The sequence below is a fragment of the Rhodanobacter sp. Root480 genome (assembly GCF_001426645.1).
Taxonomy (GTDB): domain Bacteria; phylum Pseudomonadota; class Gammaproteobacteria; order Xanthomonadales; family Rhodanobacteraceae; genus Rhodanobacter; species Rhodanobacter ginsenosidimutans.
Genome location: NZ_LMEX01000002.1, coordinates 822447 through 841004, shown reverse-complemented (window position 1 = coordinate 841004; position 18558 = coordinate 822447). Strand labels below are relative to the sequence as shown.

Annotated in this window: 14 protein-coding genes and 1 pseudogene; 5 read left to right on the top strand and 10 right to left on the bottom strand. The window is 67.0% G+C overall.

Features of this window, described 5'->3' with window-relative positions; genetic code table 11:
- Positions 1 to 80 precede the first annotated feature (80 nt).
- On the top strand, positions 81 to 3887 hold the full coding sequence (locus ASD22_RS10775) for a LamG-like jellyroll fold domain-containing protein (RefSeq protein ID WP_200946351.1): 3807 nt from the start codon (positions 81 to 83) through the stop codon (positions 3885 to 3887).
- A gap of 92 nt (positions 3888 to 3979) precedes the next feature.
- On the opposite strand, the pseudogene ASD22_RS10770 reads toward ASD22_RS10775, so the two are convergent.
- From ASD22_RS10770 to ASD22_RS10730, 9 genes and pseudogenes are all read right to left on the bottom strand, one after another.
- Positions 3980 to 4819, bottom strand: a pseudogene (locus ASD22_RS10770) (D-hexose-6-phosphate mutarotase); the annotation flags it as partial.
- A gap of 271 nt (positions 4820 to 5090) precedes the next feature.
- The gene (locus ASD22_RS10765; RefSeq protein WP_007082391.1) at positions 5091 to 5729 is read right to left on the bottom strand and encodes an RpiB/LacA/LacB family sugar-phosphate isomerase; all 639 of its coding nucleotides are present in this window, start codon (positions 5727 to 5729) and stop codon (positions 5091 to 5093) included.
- A gap of 188 nt (positions 5730 to 5917) precedes the next feature.
- Positions 5918 to 6673 carry a 2-dehydro-3-deoxy-D-gluconate 5-dehydrogenase KduD gene (gene kduD / locus ASD22_RS10760; RefSeq protein ID WP_056082878.1) on the bottom strand — a complete coding sequence of 252 codons (756 nt, stop codon included), beginning with the start codon at positions 6671 to 6673 and terminating at the stop codon, positions 5918 to 5920.
- 328 nt (positions 6674 to 7001) lie between these two features.
- The gene (locus ASD22_RS10755) at positions 7002 to 8030 is read right to left on the bottom strand and encodes a LacI family DNA-binding transcriptional regulator (RefSeq protein WP_056082875.1); all 1029 of its coding nucleotides are present in this window, start codon (positions 8028 to 8030) and stop codon (positions 7002 to 7004) included.
- A 46-nt stretch (positions 8031 to 8076) separates the two neighbouring features.
- A complete protein-coding gene (locus ASD22_RS10750) occupies positions 8077 to 9627 on the bottom strand; it encodes a family 43 glycosylhydrolase (RefSeq protein WP_056082872.1) in 1551 nt (516 codons plus the stop codon).
- A gap of 89 nt (positions 9628 to 9716) precedes the next feature.
- Positions 9717 to 11000 (bottom strand): TRAP transporter large permease, encoded by a 1284-nt coding sequence (locus tag ASD22_RS10745; RefSeq protein WP_056082869.1) that lies wholly within the window; start codon positions 10998 to 11000, stop codon positions 9717 to 9719.
- A gap of 3 nt (positions 11001 to 11003) precedes the next feature.
- Positions 11004 to 11522 (bottom strand): TRAP transporter small permease, encoded by a 519-nt coding sequence (locus tag ASD22_RS10740; protein ID WP_056084200.1) that lies wholly within the window; start codon positions 11520 to 11522, stop codon positions 11004 to 11006.
- 13 nt (positions 11523 to 11535) lie between these two features.
- On the bottom strand, positions 11536 to 12555 hold the full coding sequence (locus ASD22_RS10735; RefSeq protein ID WP_056082867.1) for a TRAP transporter substrate-binding protein: 1020 nt from the start codon (positions 12553 to 12555) through the stop codon (positions 11536 to 11538).
- A gap of 55 nt (positions 12556 to 12610) precedes the next feature.
- Positions 12611 to 13441 carry a hypothetical protein gene (locus ASD22_RS10730; RefSeq protein WP_056082864.1) on the bottom strand — a complete coding sequence of 277 codons (831 nt, stop codon included), beginning with the start codon at positions 13439 to 13441 and terminating at the stop codon, positions 12611 to 12613.
- 127 nt (positions 13442 to 13568) lie between these two features.
- On the opposite strand from ASD22_RS10730, the gene ASD22_RS10725 reads away from it, so the two are divergent.
- Together ASD22_RS10725 and ASD22_RS10720 are read left to right on the top strand one after the other, a co-directional pair.
- Positions 13569 to 14567, top strand: a complete 999-nt coding sequence (locus tag ASD22_RS10725) for an alpha/beta hydrolase (RefSeq protein WP_235577615.1) — start codon at positions 13569 to 13571, stop codon at positions 14565 to 14567.
- Positions 14564 to 16168 (top strand): carboxylesterase/lipase family protein, encoded by a 1605-nt coding sequence (locus tag ASD22_RS10720; protein ID WP_056082859.1) that lies wholly within the window; start codon positions 14564 to 14566, stop codon positions 16166 to 16168. Before ASD22_RS10725 ends, ASD22_RS10720 begins: the two co-directional genes overlap by 4 nt.
- Before the next feature lie 452 nt (positions 16169 to 16620).
- On the opposite strand, the gene ASD22_RS10715 is transcribed toward ASD22_RS10720, so the two are convergent.
- Positions 16621 to 17304, bottom strand: a complete 684-nt coding sequence (locus tag ASD22_RS10715; protein ID WP_056082856.1) for a hypothetical protein — start codon at positions 17302 to 17304, stop codon at positions 16621 to 16623.
- 147 nt (positions 17305 to 17451) lie between these two features.
- On the opposite strand from ASD22_RS10715, the gene ASD22_RS16425 reads away from it, so the two are divergent.
- Both ASD22_RS16425 and dapF read left to right on the top strand, forming a co-directional pair.
- Entirely contained in the window at positions 17452 to 17667 is a 216-nt protein-coding gene (locus ASD22_RS16425) for a lipoprotein (RefSeq protein WP_082520222.1), read from the top strand.
- 8 nt (positions 17668 to 17675) lie between these two features.
- Complete coding sequence (gene dapF, locus ASD22_RS10710; protein ID WP_056082854.1) at positions 17676 to 18524, top strand: diaminopimelate epimerase; 849 nt, start codon at positions 17676 to 17678, stop codon at positions 18522 to 18524.
- Positions 18525 to 18558: the final 34 nt, after the last annotated feature.

The window sequence follows — 18558 nt, the reverse complement described above, 5'->3', positions numbered from 1 at the left end:
CACCTGCGCCCGCCGCGGGTGTCGCTCACTTTCCACCGTGTGCGAGACGGCATTCCGCGCATGTTGCCGGGGGATGCACGATGTCACCACGTTTCAACCGCTGTTCGCGTTACCTCCTCACACTGGTCGGCGCCTTCGCCGCCGCCCTGCCTGCCGCCGCGCAGGGCACCTCGCCTGAGCTGCTGTTCCACGTTTCGGCCGACCACGGCTTCACCGCCGATCATGCCGAAGGCGACGCCGTTCCCAACTTCAAGGACAAGGTCAGCCTGGTTGCCGATGGCGCCATGGGGCAGGCGATCCAGTGGCAGGACAACGGCGTGCTGGCATGGAATGCGCCGGGCAATATCCGCGCCGAGCGCGGCACACTTTCGTTCTTCTGGCGCTCACGCTATCCCGTGGGTGAGGCGCCGTTCGTGATCTTCCGCGTCGGTTATGCCGACCACAGCAGCTGGGACATGGTCTGGCTGCGCATCGACTGGAACGGCCACGGCTTCGACGCCTTCGTCACCGACGCCAACCTGGCCCGCACCCGCGTCTCGTTCAAGCTGGACAAGAACCCCGACCCGAAACAGTGGATGCACCTGGCCTTCGGCTGGGATGAGGACAAGGGCGTCACCCTGTTCGTCGACGGCAAGCAGGTGGCGCGCGCCGAAACCACCGGCGATTACGACGCGGCGCTGGACCAGTTGGGCCTGGCCGGCCGCGTGATGGCGCCCTACCAGGTGCAGAGCCGCTACAACTTCCTGCGCGGCAGCGACGTCGACGACATCCGCGTGTACGACCGCATGCTCGATGCACGCGATGTTTCCGCGCTGGCGCATCATGGCGAGCCGAAAACCATGGCCGACGCCGTCACCTCGCAGCGCGCCTGGTGGCACCGCTACGGCTGGGATCGCACACCGCCGCCCGCGTTGACCGCGCCCGTCACAAGCATCCGCAAGGTCGAGTTCGCCGACGTGCGCGACCACAAGCAGTGGATGTGGAAAGGCACCGACGGCATCGCCGAAACCACCTGGCCCGGCGTCTACAACCGCTCGCGCCTGGCCGGCCGCCACGACTACTTCACCCTGCCGGACTGGAACACCTACGTCGACGGCGGCAAGACGCTGGACCTGACCGTGCCTGCCGGCGAAGCGATCAATCGCATCGAGATCCGCGGCGCGGCCTACGGCACGCTGTCGGGCAGCGCCGGCACCTTGTTCACGCGGCCCGAAGGCGTGGTGCGAAGCGTCAACAGTTTCGCCGCGCAAACCGGCGGCAAACTGCGCTTCACCAACGTCGCCCAGGAAACCCCTATCCAGGAGATCTGGGGCTACGACGTCAGCAACGCCGCCGAGCCCGCGGGCTCGGTCAAGCAGCGCTACATCATCGACAGCAACGCGCTACCGGATTACACCAACCTTGACCGCCTGCGCGACTACATCGACGGCCGTTTTGCGCCGGACGAACGTTCCACGGTGATGGCGCTGCCCAAGGGTGCGGGCTCACGCCAGCGCGGCGCCGACAGCCTGCCCGCGCATCCGCTGCCGATCGTGCAGGTGCTGATCCCGTCGGGCATCGGCAGTGCACCGGCCGCCCAGCCGCTGATCCGCAGTTGGGCCTACAGCTGGGAAAACATGTACGACGGGCTGGACGGCATCGCCATCGACCTTCCCGCGCTCGACCTGCCGGCCACGCACACCGGCCCCGACGGCAAGGTGATTCCGCTCGACATCCGCATCAAGGACCCGATCTGGCCGGGACGCGACATGATCGACGTGTCCGTCTCGGTGAAGCCGGGCCAGAAGCGCACGCTGTGGCTGGACCTGCGCGACCGCATCCTCACTGCCGACAGCCTGTGGATTTCCATCGCCTCGGCCGCGCCCGGCTTCAACGCGAAGTCGCTCAATGGCGCCGAGATCCGGTTGGTGTTCAAGGATCGCCAGCAGGCGATCAAGGAACACGTGGCTGACCGCTTCAACCAGGTGCGCGACAACTGGGGCTTCATGGTGGAAGAGCACACCACCTCCCGCCGCCAGCGCCTGTACGACCGTCTGTACGCCGACATCAGCGACCTGCTGCGGGTGGACCCCGAGCATGAGCAGGGCCGCATGTACTGGAACGACATCAGCTACAACAGCCAGGGCCTGCCGCCGTTCGTGCAGCCGCAGCCGCCGGCCGGCGTGCCGCTGTGGGCGTTCCGCCAGGTGGAGGACCTGAAGTACGTGCGCCGCTTCGTCGACTGGTGGATCGACAACCGCCAGATTGCCTACGGCGACTTCGGCGGCGGCATCTCCGACGACACCGACCTCACCCAGCAGTGGCCCGGGCTCGCCCTGATGGGCGTGCAGCCCGATCGCCTCAACGCCTCGCTGACCGCGCTGTCCGACGCGGTGTACAAGAACGGCATGTTCTCCAACGGTCTCAGCACCATCGAGACCGACGAGCTGCATTCCTATGAGGAAGGCATCAACGCCGACTCGGAAATGCTCTACCTCAACTGGGGCGATCCGCTCACCGTCGAACGCCTGATGGCCACGGTGAAGGCGCTCGATGAGCGCATCATCCGGCGCAACCCGCAAGGTCACCTGCATTTCTCCACCGACTGGTTCGGCGGCAACAAGATCTACCGCGATCCGAACTGGCAGTGGCAGAAACCGTACTCGTTCCCGATCCTTCACCCGGCCTTCCTGCTCGGCGTGTACAACGCCGATCCCACCGGCCGCGAACTCGTCACCGGTCTGGCGGACGGCTATCTGGCCCATGCCTACACCGACGCCAAGGGCCGCTGGGCCCTGCCCAACGAAATCCAGTGGTCCACCGACAAGACGCGCGGCGGCGAACTCAATCAGGGCTCCGGCGCCGGCGATCTGATGCACCTGTTCTGGGCCGCGTGGCGCTGGAGCGGTGACGCCGACTACCTAAAGGCGCTGGACTATCGCGTGGCACGCGGCGGCCCGGATGCCATCGCCAACCTGGGCGAAAACTTCATCGACGTGCTGGGCCGCCAGGGCGACTGGGGCAAGCGTCTCGTCGACGAAGCCCAAGCCGGCAAGATCGGCTTCCCCAGCGTGGTGGCGTGGCAGCTCACCGGCGACAAGCGCTACCTGGAGCAACTGTTCGGCCAAGGCATCCAGGACAAGGCCCAGCACGAATACATGATGACCGAGGGCCACTGGTGGAGCGACCGTGTCGAGGCGCCCAGCGAACTGCTGCAGCGCGTACGCCTGGGCGGCATCGCGCTGAAGCGCAACCAGAGCTACCCCGGCAACACGGTGAGCTGGCGCTTCGACCAGCCCGGCGCCGCCGAGCAGGTAGCGCTGCTGGTCAACGCACCCTCGCGCGACCGCTTCACGGTGACCGCCTACAACCTCGGTGACAAGCCGCTGGATGCGCACATGACCGGCTGGAACATCGACCCGGGCACCTGGCGCATCCGCAGCGGCATTGACCGCGACGGCGACGGCAAGATCGACGGCAAAACCGCACAACACGACGTGCCTCTGGAAACCAGCGCCAGCACCACGCTGCGCTTCCCGCCACGGCAAACCCAGGTGTTCGCGTTCGAACGCATCAAGGCCGGCACACCCGTAGCCACCCGCGCCGACCTGGGCATTGGCCGTGGTGATCTGCATATGGACGGCCAAACGCTGAAGCTCACCGTGCACAGCTTGGGGCACGTCGCGACCTTGCCGGGCCAGGCGGTGGTCAAGGATGCAAGCGGGCGCGAGGTTGCGCGAGTGGCAATCCCGGCACTGCAGGCACCGCTGGATCTTGTGCCCAAGATCGTCAAGCTTGAACTGAAACTACCGCAGGGTTTCAAGCGTGCCGGCGCCAGCGTGCAGGTATCGCAGCAAGGCGATGCCGCGGAAGTCACCCGGCTCAACAACCAGTTACCGCTGGATTGATCGCAGACCTCCCCTTGTGGGAGCGACTTTAGTCGCGATGCTCTTGCTCCGGTCTCGAAGCAACAGCATCGCGGCTAAAGCCGCTCCCACATTCAGCGCTCGACGACCTCGATCACCTGCTCAAGCTCATGCCGCTCCCCCGGCTGCAGTTCAATGGCATCAGGCGCCACATTGGTGACTTCCACGCTGAGGTAATGGCGCCAACCCGCGCCGATATCGTCGATCCGGCGAACGGCCTGTTCGCCCGCATTCCACACCACCGCCGAATGACTGCCGCGGGTGCTGATGCGAATGTCGCGGCCCAGGCTCGGGTCGTGCAGCACGTAAGGGCCGCTGGCCCCGGTGTAGATGCGGTCGCTGTATCCCGCCGGCAGCAACTGCCAGTTGCCGTGCTGCACGTGGGCGCGGCCGGCGTCCTTCTTGTCCAGATAGGTCAGCCCGTCCAAGCCGGCGACAGTCACCTTGCGCACGTCGCCGACATGGAAATAGTTGTGCAGGGCCTGGGTGAATACCACCGGCTTGTCGCCGACGTTCTCGGTTGCCAGCGTTTGCGACAGCGTGCGGCCGATGCGCAGCGTCATCGTCAGACGCAAGGGCAAGCCCGCGAGGGTGGGCGGCGCCAGCTTCAGCACAACCGTGCCGTCAGCCTCGCGTCGGGCCTCGTGCACGCTCCATGCCGTGGTGCGCACCAGCCCGTGCGACGGCATGTCGCCAGCCTGGCCCATCTTGGCGAAGTACGGCCAGCACACCGGCGTGCCGCCGCGGATCGGTTCCGGCTGATGTTGGGTCAGCGGCGACAGCCACAACACGTCCGGGCCACCCTTCGGCACGAATGAAAGCAACTGGCCACCGAACACGCTGATGGCGGCAGTGGCGTAGGGCGTGTCCACCAGCCACGCGGGGAAGCCGTGAAATTCGCCGCTGCTGAGGCCTGCTACCCGCACGTCCGGGTCAAGCCTGGCCGGCGCCGGCGCGTTGACCAGCTGGCTGTAGCCGTCGGGCAAATGGAACGTGCTCAACGGCGCGGTCTTGTCCGGTTGGGCCGCGAAGGCCGGCGCGGCCAGCAGCAGCCCCAACACGATGGAAGCGCAGATCGATTTCATGCAACGCCACCTCCGATGAAACACCCATGCAGATTGGCAGAAAACCCACTGCCCACGTCCGGCCGAAGCCGGACGTGGGCAGTGGGCTTCCAGGCGGGCTTTACTTGCCCAGCACGCTGCTGACGTAGGCGCGCAGCTTCTCGTCCTTCGCGTTGTCGAAGAACGCCTTCTGGAAACGCTCGCCGCTGACCGCGTGCTTCACCAGCTCCGGGTCGATCGACTTCAGGCCTTCGACCAGATCCTTCGCCGCGCCACGCTTCACCGCCGCCAGGATGCCGGCATTGGTCTGCTGCGACTGGCGCCCCGAGGCCGGGTAGCCCTGGCCACGCTCGCCGTCGAACGCCTTCTCGAAGATGTAGCGCACGTTGATCTCGCCGCCCCAGCCAAAACCCTTGGCGTAGGGCAGGGCCAGCGCGTTGCCGTTGTTGACCTGGGCAAACAGGAACGCGTCGGTGGGTTCGATGCAGTAGCCGCAATACACGCCCGGCCACGCATTGAGCGACATCATCGCGCCCTGGCCGGTGCCGCAGCCGCTGACCACGAAGTCGGCGGCGCCGGAGTTCAGCATCAACGCGCCGCAGATGCCCAGGTGGATGTAGGTGAGGCGATGGTCGTTCTCGCCATCCATGCCCACGTTGAACACTTCGTGGCCCTGGGCCGCGGCCACGCCCTGCAGCTGCTCGAGCACGATCGGGTTTTTGGGAGCCTGGCTGAACTCCATCATCAAGGCGATTTTCATGGGTGACTCCTTCGGTTCAAAAGTGGTGCAGAGGTAAGGGAAGCAGTTTTTCGCTATGGCTCTTGCTCGTCATTCCAGCGCACGCTGGAATCCAGTGACTGCAGTCGCTGCCAAAGCGCTGGATGACCCGTCTTCGGCTGTTGTAAAGCGCCCCCAGCTTTCGCCGGGATGACGGCGTACTGGTTTTCTCAGCGCGCCAGCCAACCGCCATCGACGGGAATCACCGCGCCGTTGACGTAATCGGCGGCGCGCGAGGCCAGGAACACGGCGGTGCCGCCCAGGTCCTCCGGCTTGCCCCAGCGCCCGGCCGGGATGCGGTCGAGGATGGCCTTGCTGCGATCCTCGTCGGCGCGCAACTGGGCGGTGTTGTCGGTGGCCATGTAGCCCGGCGCGATGGCGTTGATGTTGACGCCCTTGTCGGCCCATTCGTTGGCCAGCAGACGGGTAATGCCGGCGATGCCGCTCTTGGAGGCGGTGTAGGAAGGCACCCGCACGCCGCCCTGGAACGACAGCATCGAGGCGATGTTGATGATCTTGCCGCCGCCCTGCGCGATGAAATGCTTGCCCGCGGCCTGGCTCATGAAGAAGGCGGACTTGATGTTGACGTTCATCACGTCGTCCCAGTCCTTCTCGCTGAAGTCCACCGCGTCCGCGCGACGGATCAGGCCGGCGTTGTTAACCAGGATGTCCAGCCGACCCAGGCCTTCGATGGCTTCGGCCACCACGCGAGCAACCGGCTCCACGCTGATCAGGTTGGCGTCGATGTTGACGAACCGGCGCCCCAGCGCCCGCACCTTCTCGCCGGTCTCGTCGGCCGGCACGATGCCGGCGCCGGCAATATCGGCGCCGGCGGCGGCCAGCGCCACCGCAATACCCTGGCCCAGCCCGGTATTGGCACCGGTTACCAAAGCGACCTTGCCTTCGAGACTGAATGGATTCGTCATGGTGTTCTTCTCTCCGAACGGTGTACGTGGGTTGGGAAGACGGCCGTGGTCGACGGTTTTGGTGGTCGACGCGGCCGTGTGCGCACGCGACGGTTTGGGCTTCCGTCATGAGGCGGCTGAGTTTCATTATGCCTATTTTGGTAACCGGTGTCATTTTTCCGGAGAGGGCCGGTCATTCGGGTGCTCAGAGTCCGGAAAGCCGGTGCGTATGAACCGTCCAGACCAAGGATGAAAGCGCAGGCTGCTTCCTTCCTCCGCTCGCGGGGGAAGGAATCTGGAGTGCCGTTTGCCGTCCGTTGCGCCGAGAACGCAAGCGGGGTTTACAACCCTAACGCTGCGGCGGCTGACAGGAATCGCGAACCACCACATGCGGCCGCACGCTGGCGGAAGCCAGCGGCCCCTGGCCTTCGGGCTGGAGCAGCATGGCGGCCGCTGTACGCCCGGTGTCACGCGTGTTGCGGCGGACCGAGGTCAGTGACGGTGACAGGCGCGAGGCCAGCGAGCTGTCGTCGTAGCCGATCACCGACAGTTCGCGCGGAATGTCGATACCGGCGCGCAGGGCCACCTTGTACACACCCGCGGCCATTTCGTCGTTGCCGGTGAAGATGGCGGTGGGGCGGCGGTCGCCCAGCAGCAGCTTTTCGGCCGCCGCCAGGCCCGATTCGAAGGTGTAACCGGCTTCGACAATGCGGTCGTCCGGCAGCGTGATGCCGCGCTTGCGCAAGGCGTCGAGGAAGCCGGCGGAGCGCTCCAGCGTGGAGCGGTAGGCCACGGGGCCGGTGATCAGGGCCACGTCGCGGTGGCCCAGTGACAGCAGATAATCCGCCGCTTCCGCCGCGCCGTCGCGGTCATGGGTGATCACCATCTGCGAGCTTTCGTCCATCGGCACGGCGGCGATGCGCACGTAACGGCAGCCGATGTCCTTGAGCATCTCGACCAGCGCCTGGTCTTCCGACGCGCGCGGTACCAGGATCACGCCGTGCAGCTTGTGCTGCTGCGCAAACCGGCGCACGCCTTCGATGTAATCAGCGCTGCGGGAATCGCAGGGGTGAACCACCAGCTCGAAGCTGGACCCGCGCAGCGCGTCGAGCGCGCCGTACTGCATGTCCACCACGTATTGGGCGGTGGGGTTGTCGTACACCATGCCGATCAGGAACGAGCGCCGAAACGCCAGCCCGCGCGCCAGCGGATCGGGCGCGTAACCGACTTCGCGCATCAACGCCTCGACCTTGTCGCGGGTGTCTTTGCGCACCAGCGGCGAGTTGTTGATGATGCGCGAGACGGTTTTCTTGGAAACGCCCGACAGCCGTGCGATGTCGTTGATCGTCACGGTTTTGGAATCGGCCTTCTTGCTCAAGGGAATCCTTTGGAATCCTTCTGCGCGGGCCTTCGACCATCGGGTTTCAGTCCAGCGCGCGGTAACGGAAATGGTGGAATGTCACAGCCCCGGTTCCGGCCGCATAGATCGCCGGTTTCAGGGCCAGGAAGCCACCGGCCACATTGTGATGGTAACCCGAGACGTCCATTTGCACGGGATACTTCTGCCAGTGCTTGCCATCCTGCGAAGTGTGCACGGTCAGGATGTTGCGGTTGTTGGTGACCCGCAGCCACAGTTTTCCACCCGTGCGGCTGGGCGGCAGTGACGCGGGACGGTCCTCGCCATAGCGGTGCAGGATGAACTGCTCGCCGTTGCTGCCCACGCCGGCATACAGGCGGTCGCTGTAGAACAGCAGCGCGCCGCCGATGGCGCCGGGGGCGATATCCATCTCCACCTCGAACTCGTAGGCGCGGTCGCCGGCGATGACCGTCAGCGGCGAGCTGTCGCGGGGGGATTGGCCCTTGCCCTGCACCGTGAGGTCGCCGTCCTTGAACGACAGGCGCCTGTACTCGTCCGGGCCGGGCTTGAAGAATGCCCACTGCGGGCCGAGCTTGTCGCCGCTGAAACCGTCCGACAGCGCCATGCCATGGGGCAACGCCTCGCCGGCCGGTTTGGCCAGCGGCTGGCCCAGGTCGCCGCCCTTGGCCACGAACCAGCCGTCGGCCGTCCACGCGATCGGGTCCAGCAGCATCTGCCGGCCCAGCGTGTAATAGCCGTTTTCGTAGCCGTGGTAGACCATCCAGTCGCGCCCGTCGATGCCTTCCACGATGGTGGCGTGACCGCGCGACCACCACGGCTCGTCGCGGCTGGCGGTGCGCACGATGGGGTTGTGCGGCGAGTTCTGCCACGGCCCGTGGATGGAGCGCGAGCGCGCGCTGATCACCATGTGCCCGGTCGGCGGGCCGGCGGTGCCGCCCACCGCGGTGGTCATGTAGAACCAGCCGTCGTGCTGGCTGATCTTGGGGCCTTCCTGCGAATAGCTCTCCACGTCCCAGCTTTCCGGGTAATGCCAGCCGTCGTAGACGTGCTTGGGCACACCGACCACGCTGAGGCCGTCGTCGGCCAGTTGCACGTAGTCGCCGCCGGACAGGAACAGGTAGCGCTTGCCGTCCTCGCCCACGGCGTGGCCGGGGTCGATGTGGCGGGGCAGGCCCAGGCTCACCGGCTCGCTCCACGGCCCGCCGATGGCGTCGGCCCAGACCACGTAATTGCCGCGCTTTTCCGCGGTGCGCGCCGCGAAGTAGATGTAGTAGCGGCCCTTGTACTTGACCAGGTCCGGCGCCCAGATCGCGCCCACGTCGGTGCGGATCGCGTGCGCCAGCGGCTGCCAGTTCACCAGGTCGCGCGAATGCCAGATCGGCAGGCCCGGGTAGGCGTCGAACGAGGACAGCGTGAGGTAGTAATCCTTGCCGTCCTTGAGCACGGACGGATCGGGGTGGTCGCCGGACAGCACCGGGTTGAGGAAGCGGCCATCGCCCAGGTCGGCCATGCGCTGGTGCTCGATGCCGCGCTTCCAGGGCTGCGCGGCGTCGGCGGCCAGCGCGGAGCCGGCCATCACCATGCAGGCGGCCAGCATCAGCAGCCGCCTGCATGTCGTATCAAAAAGCCGTCCGTGGCTGGGGAGTAACCGGGTGATCGATCGTGGAGTCATGGGGTACTCGCTTGTCAGTGCCGCATCAGCGCCGGCAGCCACAGCGACAGCTGCGGGAAGAAGGTCACCACCAGCAGGCCGGCCACGGCCGCCAGCCAGAACGGCCAGATCGTCTTCATCGATTCGGCGATGCTGATCTTGCCGATGGCCGTGCCGATGAACAGCACCGAGCCCACCGGCGGCGTCACCAGGCCGATGCCGCCGCTGATCACCAGCACCATCGCGAAGTGCACCGGGTCGATGCCGTAGGCCTTCACCACGGGCAGGAAGATCGGCGTGCAGATCAGGATCATCGGCGCCAGATCCATGAACGTGCCCAGGATCAGCAGCAGCACCACGATCATCAGCAGCACCGTGGTCTGGTCGTGGGCGATCATGCCCAGGAAGTTCACCATTGCCACCGGCACTTCAAGATAGGCCAGCAACCAGCCGAACACCGCCGCCGTGGCGATCACGAACAGGATCACGCCGGTGCCCTGCGCCGCATGGATTACGGTGTCGAGGAAGCCGCGCAAACTGAAATTGCGGTACAGCACGCCGGTGACGAACAACGCGTAGACCACCGCGATCGCCGCCGACTCCACCGCCGTGAAAATGCCGGCGCGGATACCGATGAAGATCAGGGCCACCAGCCCCAGCCCGGGCAGCGCCGCGATCAGCAGTTTCGCCACCTTGCGAAAGCCGGGGAACGCTTCCACGCCGTAGCCGCGCCGACGCGCCACGCAGTAGCCGGTCACCATCAGCACCACGGTCATCAGCAGTGCGGGCAGGATGCCGGCGGCGAACAGGTCGGTGATGGAGATGCTGCCGCCGGCGGCGGCCGAGAACAGGATCAGGTTGTGCGATGGCGGCACCACCAGCGCCACCAGCGCCGCCGTGATGCTGACGTTGACCGCGAAATCCCGGTCGTAACCGCGCTTGACCATCTGCGGAATCATGGTGCCGCCCACCGCCGACACATCGGCTATGGCCGAGCCGGAGACGCCGCCGAAAAACAGCGAGGACAGGATCGACACCTGGCCCAGGCCGCCGCGCAGGCGCCCCACCAGCGAGGCGGCGAACGCGATCAGGCGCTCCGAGATGCCGCCGCGCATCATGATCTCGCCCGCGAAAATGAACAGCGGAATGGCGACCAGCGATGCGGTACCGATACCGGCGCCGATCTGCTGCACCAGCACCACCGCCGGCAGATCCAGGTACCACAGCGTGGCCAGCGCCGCCGCGGCCAGTGAGAACGCCACCGGCACGCCAAGCACCAGCAGCACACCGAAGACGATGAAAAGAATCGCGATGCCCATGGCTCAGTGGCCCCCTGCAGTGGTCGTGGGGCGCAAGGCCAGCACCAGGCGGTTGATCGCGAACACCAGCATCAGCGCGCCGCCGATGCTCAGCGGCAGGTAGTTGATGCTCTGCGGGAAATCCGCGCCGGCCGTCTTGATGTGCACGCCATCCATCCACAGCATCCAGCCCCACCAGGCCAGCACGGCGCCGATGGTGGCGACCACGATCTCCACCACCACTTCCAGCGCGCACTTCAGCCGTGGGCCGAGCTGACCGGCCAGCAGAAAAAAGCCGAAATGCCGGTTGCTGTGCACCGCCGCAGCGGCGCCCAGGCTCATCGCCGTGCTCAGCAGCAGGATCGTCAATGGCTCGGTCCAGCCCGGCGAATCGTTGATGACGTAGCGGGCAAACACCTGCCAGCCCTGCACGGCCACCAGGCCCAGCATGGCGAACGCGGCGATGTGGATGGCGATGCGCGCAAGCACTTCCAGCCATCGCTGGGGGCCAGTCACGATCGTGCGGTCGTCGGTCTCGGACATCGATGCCATCCCCTCAGGTGAATTCACGGATACGGCGATAGATCTCGGCGACATCCGGCTGTTGCAGGTATTTCTGCAGCAGCGGGGCGGCCGCCGTGCGGAACGCGACCATGTCCACCGCGTTCGCCTTCACCCCGTGCGCCAGCACCGTCTGCCGCGCCTTGCCCTCGGTGGCATCCCACTGCTGGCGCATCACGGTGACCGAGCGGCGACCCAGATCCAGCAGTAACTCGCGATCGGACGGCGTCAGCTTCTCGAAATTGCGGCGCGACATCAGCAGGATGTCCGGCGCGTAGGAGTGCTCGGTTTCGGACCAGTAGCGCGCCGACTCGTAGTGGCGGCTGGACTGGAAGCTGAGCATGTTGTTCTCGGCGCCATCGATCATGTGCGTCTCCAGCCCGGAGAACGTGTCGCCCAGCGACATCGGCGTGGGGTTGGCGCCGAACATGCGGATCAGCTCCAGGAAAATGTCCGAGCGCGCCACGCGCAGCTTCAGGCCGTGCAGGTCGTGCGGTTCCACGATCGGGTGCTTGGTGTTGTAGAAGTTGCGCGTGCCCGAGTCGTAGATGGCCAGGCCGATCAGGTCGCGGCTTTCGAAACCGCGCAGCACGGCCGCAGCCACGCCGCCGTCCAGCGCGTGGCGCATGTGCGCCACCGAATCGAAAACGTAGGGCAGGCACAGCGCCTGGGTCAGCGGAAAGGCGTTGTTCAAGGCGCCCGAATACACGCGGGTGATGTCGATGGCGCCGAAGCGCGCCATGTCGATCGCCTCGGACTCACGGCCAAGCTGGCCGGAGTGGTACATGCGCAAGCGCAGGCGGCCGTCGGTCTGCCGCTCCAGTTCCTTGCCGATCCAGTCGACCGCGGTCACGGTGGGGTAGTTGGCGACATGCACATCCGACGCAGTCAGCAGGTGGCCGCCGGCACTGTCCTTGCCACCCATGCCGGCCGAGGCGCCGTTGGAACAGGCGGCCAGCGCGGAGGCGGCCAGCGTGCCCAGGCCGGCACCGAGAAAACCGCGACGTGTAATCATTTGCCCCTCCCCTGCATGATCAAGTTTTCCCCTCAGCCCGCCGGATCAAGTCTGCTCAACCCGCCGGGCTGGGCGTGGCCCGACAGACGATCTTGGCACTGCCGAAATCGATCAGCGCCAGCTGGCCCACGTCGATGTCATGAATGCCGGTGGCGTTGCCGGTGGCGATCAGGTCGCCCTTTTTCAGCGGCCGGCCGCGCAGGGCGGAGCGACGCAGGGCGAAGGCGAATGCACCGCGCAATCCACCCGGCAGGTTGGCCGCGCCGCCGGTGCCCACCACCACACCGTCGATTTCGGTGCGCGCGGTGAGCTTTGATTCGTCGCACGTCGTCCAGTGGTCGATTTCCGGCCCCAGCACCAGGCCGTTGTTGTTGCCGAAATCGGATACCACCACGCGCGGGCCCAGCTTGTTGATCGTGGCCAGCGGGCTGCTGGCCACTTCCACGCCGACATGCAGCCGGGTGGGCAACAGTCCTGCTTCCTCGGGCGTCCAGTCCAGCTTGTCGGCTGGCGCATCCGCTTCCAGTTGCAGCACATACTCCGCTTCCACCGCGGCAAAACCACCCGCGCCGGAAAACACCGGGATATCCACGATGGCACCGGTAGCATTCCAGAGATTGCGGCGAAATATGGGGCCCAGCAGGCGTTCGTCGCCGGAGACATCGCGGCGATCGGCGGCGATGTAACCTATTTTCCAGCCCACCACCGCGTCGTCCCACTGCGCGATGGCCAGGTCCTGCACCCGGTAGGCGCTGACCAGATCCGGCGGAATCTCGCCGGGGAAATCCGGCAGTGATCGACCGGCGCGCCGCGCTTCCACGAATCGGTGGGCAATGTCTTCCCATGCGGAAACGGTCGCGTTCCGGTGACCTTGCTCGTTGCTCAAGTGACTCTCCTGATAGTTGCTGCACTGCCCATCGACAATACGGTGATTGCTATATATGGTCAACCGGTGTCATCTGGCAATAGGCAGTGCACAAAATTCGCCCATCCCGCTCACCACGGAGCCGCACATGTCCCCATCGCATCGGCGCAAGCGACTGTTTGTCATGGCATTGACGCTGTTTCTCTGTTTTTGCGCCCCGCTGGCGGCGGCCACCGCCGACGGTGAGCCGGCGCCCGGCTCGGCCGACCGGATCAGCTTGTGGGCGGCCGGATTGGCACCGGGAGACAAAGCGCTCGACCAACCACTGCAGCTCGTCGAGCGCAGCGCCGATCCGGCCCTGCCGGATCGCTACGTCACCCACGTCAGCGAGCCGTACCTGGTCGTCTACCGCCCGGCCCGGCCCAACGGCGTCGGCCTGCTGGTCACGCCGGGCGGCGGCTACAAGCGGGTGGTGCTGGACAAGGAGGGTTCGGCGATGGCGCCGGCCTTCGTCGAGCAGGGCGGCGTGACCTTGTTCGTGCTGCGCTACCGCCTGCCCGGCGAAGGCCGCGCTGACCGCGAGGCGGCGCTGGCCGATGCGCAGCGCGCGCTGCGCCTGATCCGCAGCCGCGCCGCGCAATGGCAGCTCGACCCGCATCGCATCGGTGTGATGGGCTTTTCCGCCGGCGGCCATCTGGCCGCGCGGCTGGGCACCGGTTTCGACAAGGCGGTCTACCCGGCCACCGATGCCATCGACAAGGTCAGTGCGCGACCGGATTTCGAACTGCTGATCTATCCGGTGATCGACATGGCCGGGCCGGACACGCATGGCGGTTCGCGGGATCGGCTGCTGGGTCCCCATCCTGATGCGCAACTGCTGCGCCAGTACTCGATGCAATACCAGGTGCGGCCCGACACGCCGCCCACCTTCCTGGTTCACGCGCAGGACGATCCAGCCGTGCCGGTAGGCAACGCGCTGCAGTTCTACCGCGCCCTTTTGACTGCGGGTGTGCCCGCCGAGATGCATTTGTTTCCGCACGGCGGCCACGGTTTCGGTGTGCGCGGCACGCACGGCCTGACTACCGCCGCCTGGCCGCGGCTGGCACTGGACTGGATCGCCACGCAACCCGGGAAGGTTTCGCCATGAGCGCTGAAGAGATGGACCCGCAACGCCGCCACTTCCTGCGCGCCGGCGCCTTCGGCTCACTGGCCGTCGCCTTGCCCGCCGTGGCCATGGCCGGTTCGGTCAGCACCAAATCCAGCCCGATCGCCCGCCTGCGCAGTGGCCGCGTCGCAGGGCAGCTGGAGCAGGGCATCCACGTATTTCGCGGCATTCCCTACGGTGCCGACACGGCGCCGCGCCGGTTCCAGCGCGCCGTGCAGGAGTTGCCGTGGCGCGGTGTGCGCGACGCGTTCGATTACGGCCCCGCCGCGCCGCAAACCAGCGCCGAGGGCCCGGGTAGCGAGGATTGCCTCTATCTCAACGTGTGGACGCCCGCACTGCGCGATGGCGGCAAGCGGCCGGTGCTGGTCTATATCCACGGCGGCGCCTTCAGCAACGGCTCCGGCAGCAGCCCGCTCTACGACGGCACCCATCTGAGCCAGCGCGGCGACGTGGTGGTGATCACGCTGAACCACCGGCTCAACCTGTTCGGCTATCTGTACCTGGCCCAGCTCGGCGGTGAGGCGTTCGCCGACTCCGGCAACGTGGGTCAGCTCGACCTGATCCAGGCCTTGCAGTGGGTGCAGCAGCACGCGGCCGAATTCGGTGGCGATGCGGGCAATGTCACCGTGTTCGGCCAGTCCGGCGGCGGCGCCAAGATCGCCACCTTGATGGCGATGCCGGAAGCGAAGGGCCTGTTCCATCGCGCCTGGACCATGAGCGGCCAGCAGGTCACCGCCGCCGGACCGCGGGCCGCCAGCCAGCGCGCGCAACTGGTGCTGGATCACTTCCACGTCGACGCCGACGCCTTGCGCCGCATGCCGCTGGAAAAACTGCTGCAGGCGATGAAGATCCACGATCCCTCGCGCATGGAAAGCACCAACCTGTACCTCGGCCCGGTGCTGGATTCGCATGCGCTGCCGTCGCACCCGTTCTGGCCGCAGGCACCGGCGCAATCGGCCGGCATCCCCATGGTCATCGGCAACACCCACGACGAAACCCGCGCCTTCCTGGGCCACGACCCGGCCAACTTCAATCTGACCTGGGACGACCTGCCGGCCAAGCTGGAAAAACAGCAATACGTGGACCTGCTGCCGTCCGTGGTGATCGCCGAATACCGCCGCCTGTACCCCGACTACACACCATCGGACGTGTTCTTCGCCGCCACCACCGCCGGCCGCTCCTGGCGCGGCGCCGTCGAGGAACTGGAAGCCCGCGCGCGGCAGGGCGCACCCACCTGGGCGTACGAGCTGGACTGGTACGACCGCCACGGTGACGCCGCCAGACTGCGCGCCTTCCACACCCTCGACATCCCGCTGGTTTTCCACAACCCGCAGCAACCGGGCTCACGCACCGGCCGCAGCGAGGACGCCACACGCATGGCCGACGCCATGAGCGACGCGCTGCTGGCGTTGGCCCGCCACGGCAACCCCAACCACAAGGGCCTGCCGCATTGGGACGCCTATTCGCTGGCACGCCGGCAAACCATGCTGTTCGACACCCATACCCGCCAGGCCGACGACCCCCGCGGCGCCGAACGCCGTCTCTACGCCCAGGTCCCCTTCATCCAGCGCGGCACGTTCTGAAGCTGTCCCTTCTCCCGCTCGCGGGAGAAGCAAGCGTTGGTTGCCGCGCGAAATGTTCCTTCCCCCGCTCGCGGGGGAAGGTGCCCGACAGGGCGGATGGGGGCGCACTTTCCCTTCTCCCGCTTGCGGGAGAAGGTGCCCGAAGGGCGGAAGAGGGCGCTCTTGATCCGGGCTTTCCCGCAGGAGCCAAAGGCCCCCCTTCAGCCCTCCGGGCAGCTTCCCCCGCAGGCGGGGGAAGCAAGCGTTGGTTGCCGCGCGAGATGTTCCTTCCCCCGCTCGCGGGGTAGGTGCCCGACAGGGCGGATGGGGGAGCGCTTTCCCTTCTCCCGCTTGCGGGAGAAGGTGCCCGAAGGGCGGAAGAGGGCGCTTTTGATCCGGGCTTTCCCGCAGGAACGAAAAGCCCCCTCAGCCCTCCGGGCAGCTCCCCCGCGCAGCGGGGAGCAACAGCGTCGTCACAACGGGCTGGCGATACGCGCCGCCGTCGCCTCATCCGGCCGTGCCACCAGCGCGCCGGTGCGCATCAAGCTGACGCTGTAATGCCCCTCATCCACCAGCGGCAGATACGCGCCGCTGCCGAAGACGGTATCCACCTCGGGCAGCCATTGCGGATAGCTGCGCTTGAGGTTCAGCAGGTCGAAACCATCGGTCGAACGAAAGCTGATCACCGTGCGCGGTGCGGTGGCTTCCTGTTCCGGATCGTCGTAGCGGCCGGACAGGCGATCGAGCCGGTACAGCGGCGGCAGACCGCTCAGCAGCGCCGGCAGTTTCCACTTCAGCACCACCGCCTCCACCCGCCAGTCGTCACCGGCCAACTGCACCTGCCGCGTGCTGCCGTCGGGCCAGCTCAAGGTGAGCGCCCAGCGCTGCGGCGACAGGATGCGCGCGTCGATATCCACCACCGGGCTCTCCTGCGCCAGCAGCCGGTAGCCGCGCAGCGCGTAACCCATGCCGCCGAGCACCACGGTCAGCGCGAAGAACAGCAGGCACAGCAGCGCGCGCCCGCTGGCTGCAAACGGCTGGCCGCCGTGCAATCGCTGGCGCACCATCACCAGTTGCACCAGCGTGGCCAGCGCAAAAAGCGCCGCCAGCACCAGCAGCACGGTTGTCGGCAGGCGCAGCCATGTGCTCCATTCCATCGTGGTTCCTCGTTGCGCGTGATGCGCGAATGCAGTCGCGCATGATAACGGCAGCGGGATGAAGGCAGCGGGCAGGCGCCGCGGGCGGCTCGCTATACTGCGGCGAGTCTGGCGCCGTGGCGCCTCCACCGCCCTCCGGATACCGACATGCGCCGATCCCTCCTACTGCTACCCGTCTGCCTCGCCGTCACCGCGCTTGCCGGCTGCGGCTTGAAGGGTCCGCTGGTGATGCCGCCGGCCAAGCCGGCCAGCGCACCGGCGCCCGCGCCGGCGAGCAGTGCACTGCCCGCGCCCGCGCCGGCTGGGGCTGCCATGCCATCTACGCCAGCGGGCACGGCTACGCTCCCCGCCACCGAGCTTTGAGGACAGTCATGTCCCTGGCGTTTTCCAAGATGCACGGCATCGGCAATGACTTCGTGGTGCTGGATTGCCGCCAGCAGCCGTTCGCGCTGGACGTGGCGCAGATCCGCGCGCTGGCCGACCGCCACACCGGCGTGGGCTTCGACCAGTTGCTCAGCGTGGAGCCGGCGCGTGACCCCTCGTGCGCGTTCTACTACGGCATCTGGAACGCCGACGGCACGCCCTCGGGCCAGTGCGGCAACGGCGTGCGCTGCGTGGCGGCATGGCTGCATCGCGCCGGCGCGCTGGCGCTGGGCGAGGATGTGCGCATTGAAAGCCCCTCCGGCGCGGTCACCATCCGCGTGCTCGATCCGCACCGTGTCACCGTGGACATGGGCGAGCCGCAGTTCGATCCGGCGCGGCTGCCGTTCCAGGCCGATGGCGTCGCCGCCGATTACGTCATCGATGCCGATGGCGAGGCGCTGCGCATCGGCGCGGTGTCGATGGGCAACCCGCACGCCGTGATTCCGGTGCCCGACCTGCACGCGCCCGCGCTGGAGCGCATCGGCCCGGCGTTGTCCGTCCACTCGCGCTTTGCCGAAGGCGTCAACGCCGGTTTCGTGCAATCGGTCGATCGCGGCCATCTGCGCCTGCGCGTGCACGAGCGCGGCGCCGGCTGGACGCTGGCCTGCGGCACCGGCGCCTGCGCCGCCATGGCGGTGCTGCGTGCGCGCGGCGAGGTCGACGAGTCAGTGACGGTGGACCTGCCCGGCGGCGCGCTGCAGATCGACTGGGCCGGCCCCGGCCAGCCCCTGTGGATGACCGGCCCGGCCGCGTTCGTGTTCGAAGGCGAATGGCTGGCCGTCGACGTCATCCATTGAAGCGCGGCGGCGTCCATCGCACACTGGCCGTTCG

What these genes read in the sequence shown, in the direction of transcription:
- ASD22_RS10775 (WP_200946351.1), top strand. Translation starts at nt 81, where the DNA reads ATGTCACCACGTTTCAACCGCTGTTCGCGTTACCTCCTCACACTGGTC.
- ASD22_RS10765 (WP_007082391.1), bottom strand. Translation starts at nt 5,729, where the DNA reads ATGAAAATCGCCTTGATGATGGAGTTCAGCCAGGCTCCCAAAAACCCG.
- kduD (WP_056082878.1), bottom strand. Translation starts at nt 6,673, where the DNA reads ATGACGAATCCATTCAGTCTCGAAGGCAAGGTCGCTTTGGTAACCGGT.
- ASD22_RS10750 (WP_056082872.1), bottom strand. Translation starts at nt 9,627, where the DNA reads ATGCTGGCCGCCTGCATGGTGATGGCCGGCTCCGCGCTGGCCGCCGAC.
- ASD22_RS10745 (WP_056082869.1), bottom strand. Translation starts at nt 11,000, where the DNA reads ATGGGCATCGCGATTCTTTTCATCGTCTTCGGTGTGCTGCTGGTGCTT.
- ASD22_RS10740 (WP_056084200.1), bottom strand. Translation starts at nt 11,522, where the DNA reads ATGTCCGAGACCGACGACCGCACGATCGTGACTGGCCCCCAGCGATGG.
- ASD22_RS10735 (WP_056082867.1), bottom strand. Translation starts at nt 12,555, where the DNA reads ATGATTACACGTCGCGGTTTTCTCGGTGCCGGCCTGGGCACGCTGGCC.
- ASD22_RS10725 (WP_235577615.1), top strand. Translation starts at nt 13,569, where the DNA reads ATGTCCCCATCGCATCGGCGCAAGCGACTGTTTGTCATGGCATTGACG.
- ASD22_RS10720 (WP_056082859.1), top strand. Translation starts at nt 14,564, where the DNA reads ATGAGCGCTGAAGAGATGGACCCGCAACGCCGCCACTTCCTGCGCGCC.
- ASD22_RS10715 (WP_056082856.1), bottom strand. Translation starts at nt 17,304, where the DNA reads ATGGAATGGAGCACATGGCTGCGCCTGCCGACAACCGTGCTGCTGGTG.
- ASD22_RS16425 (WP_082520222.1), top strand. Translation starts at nt 17,452, where the DNA reads ATGCGCCGATCCCTCCTACTGCTACCCGTCTGCCTCGCCGTCACCGCG.
- dapF (WP_056082854.1), top strand. Translation starts at nt 17,676, where the DNA reads ATGTCCCTGGCGTTTTCCAAGATGCACGGCATCGGCAATGACTTCGTG.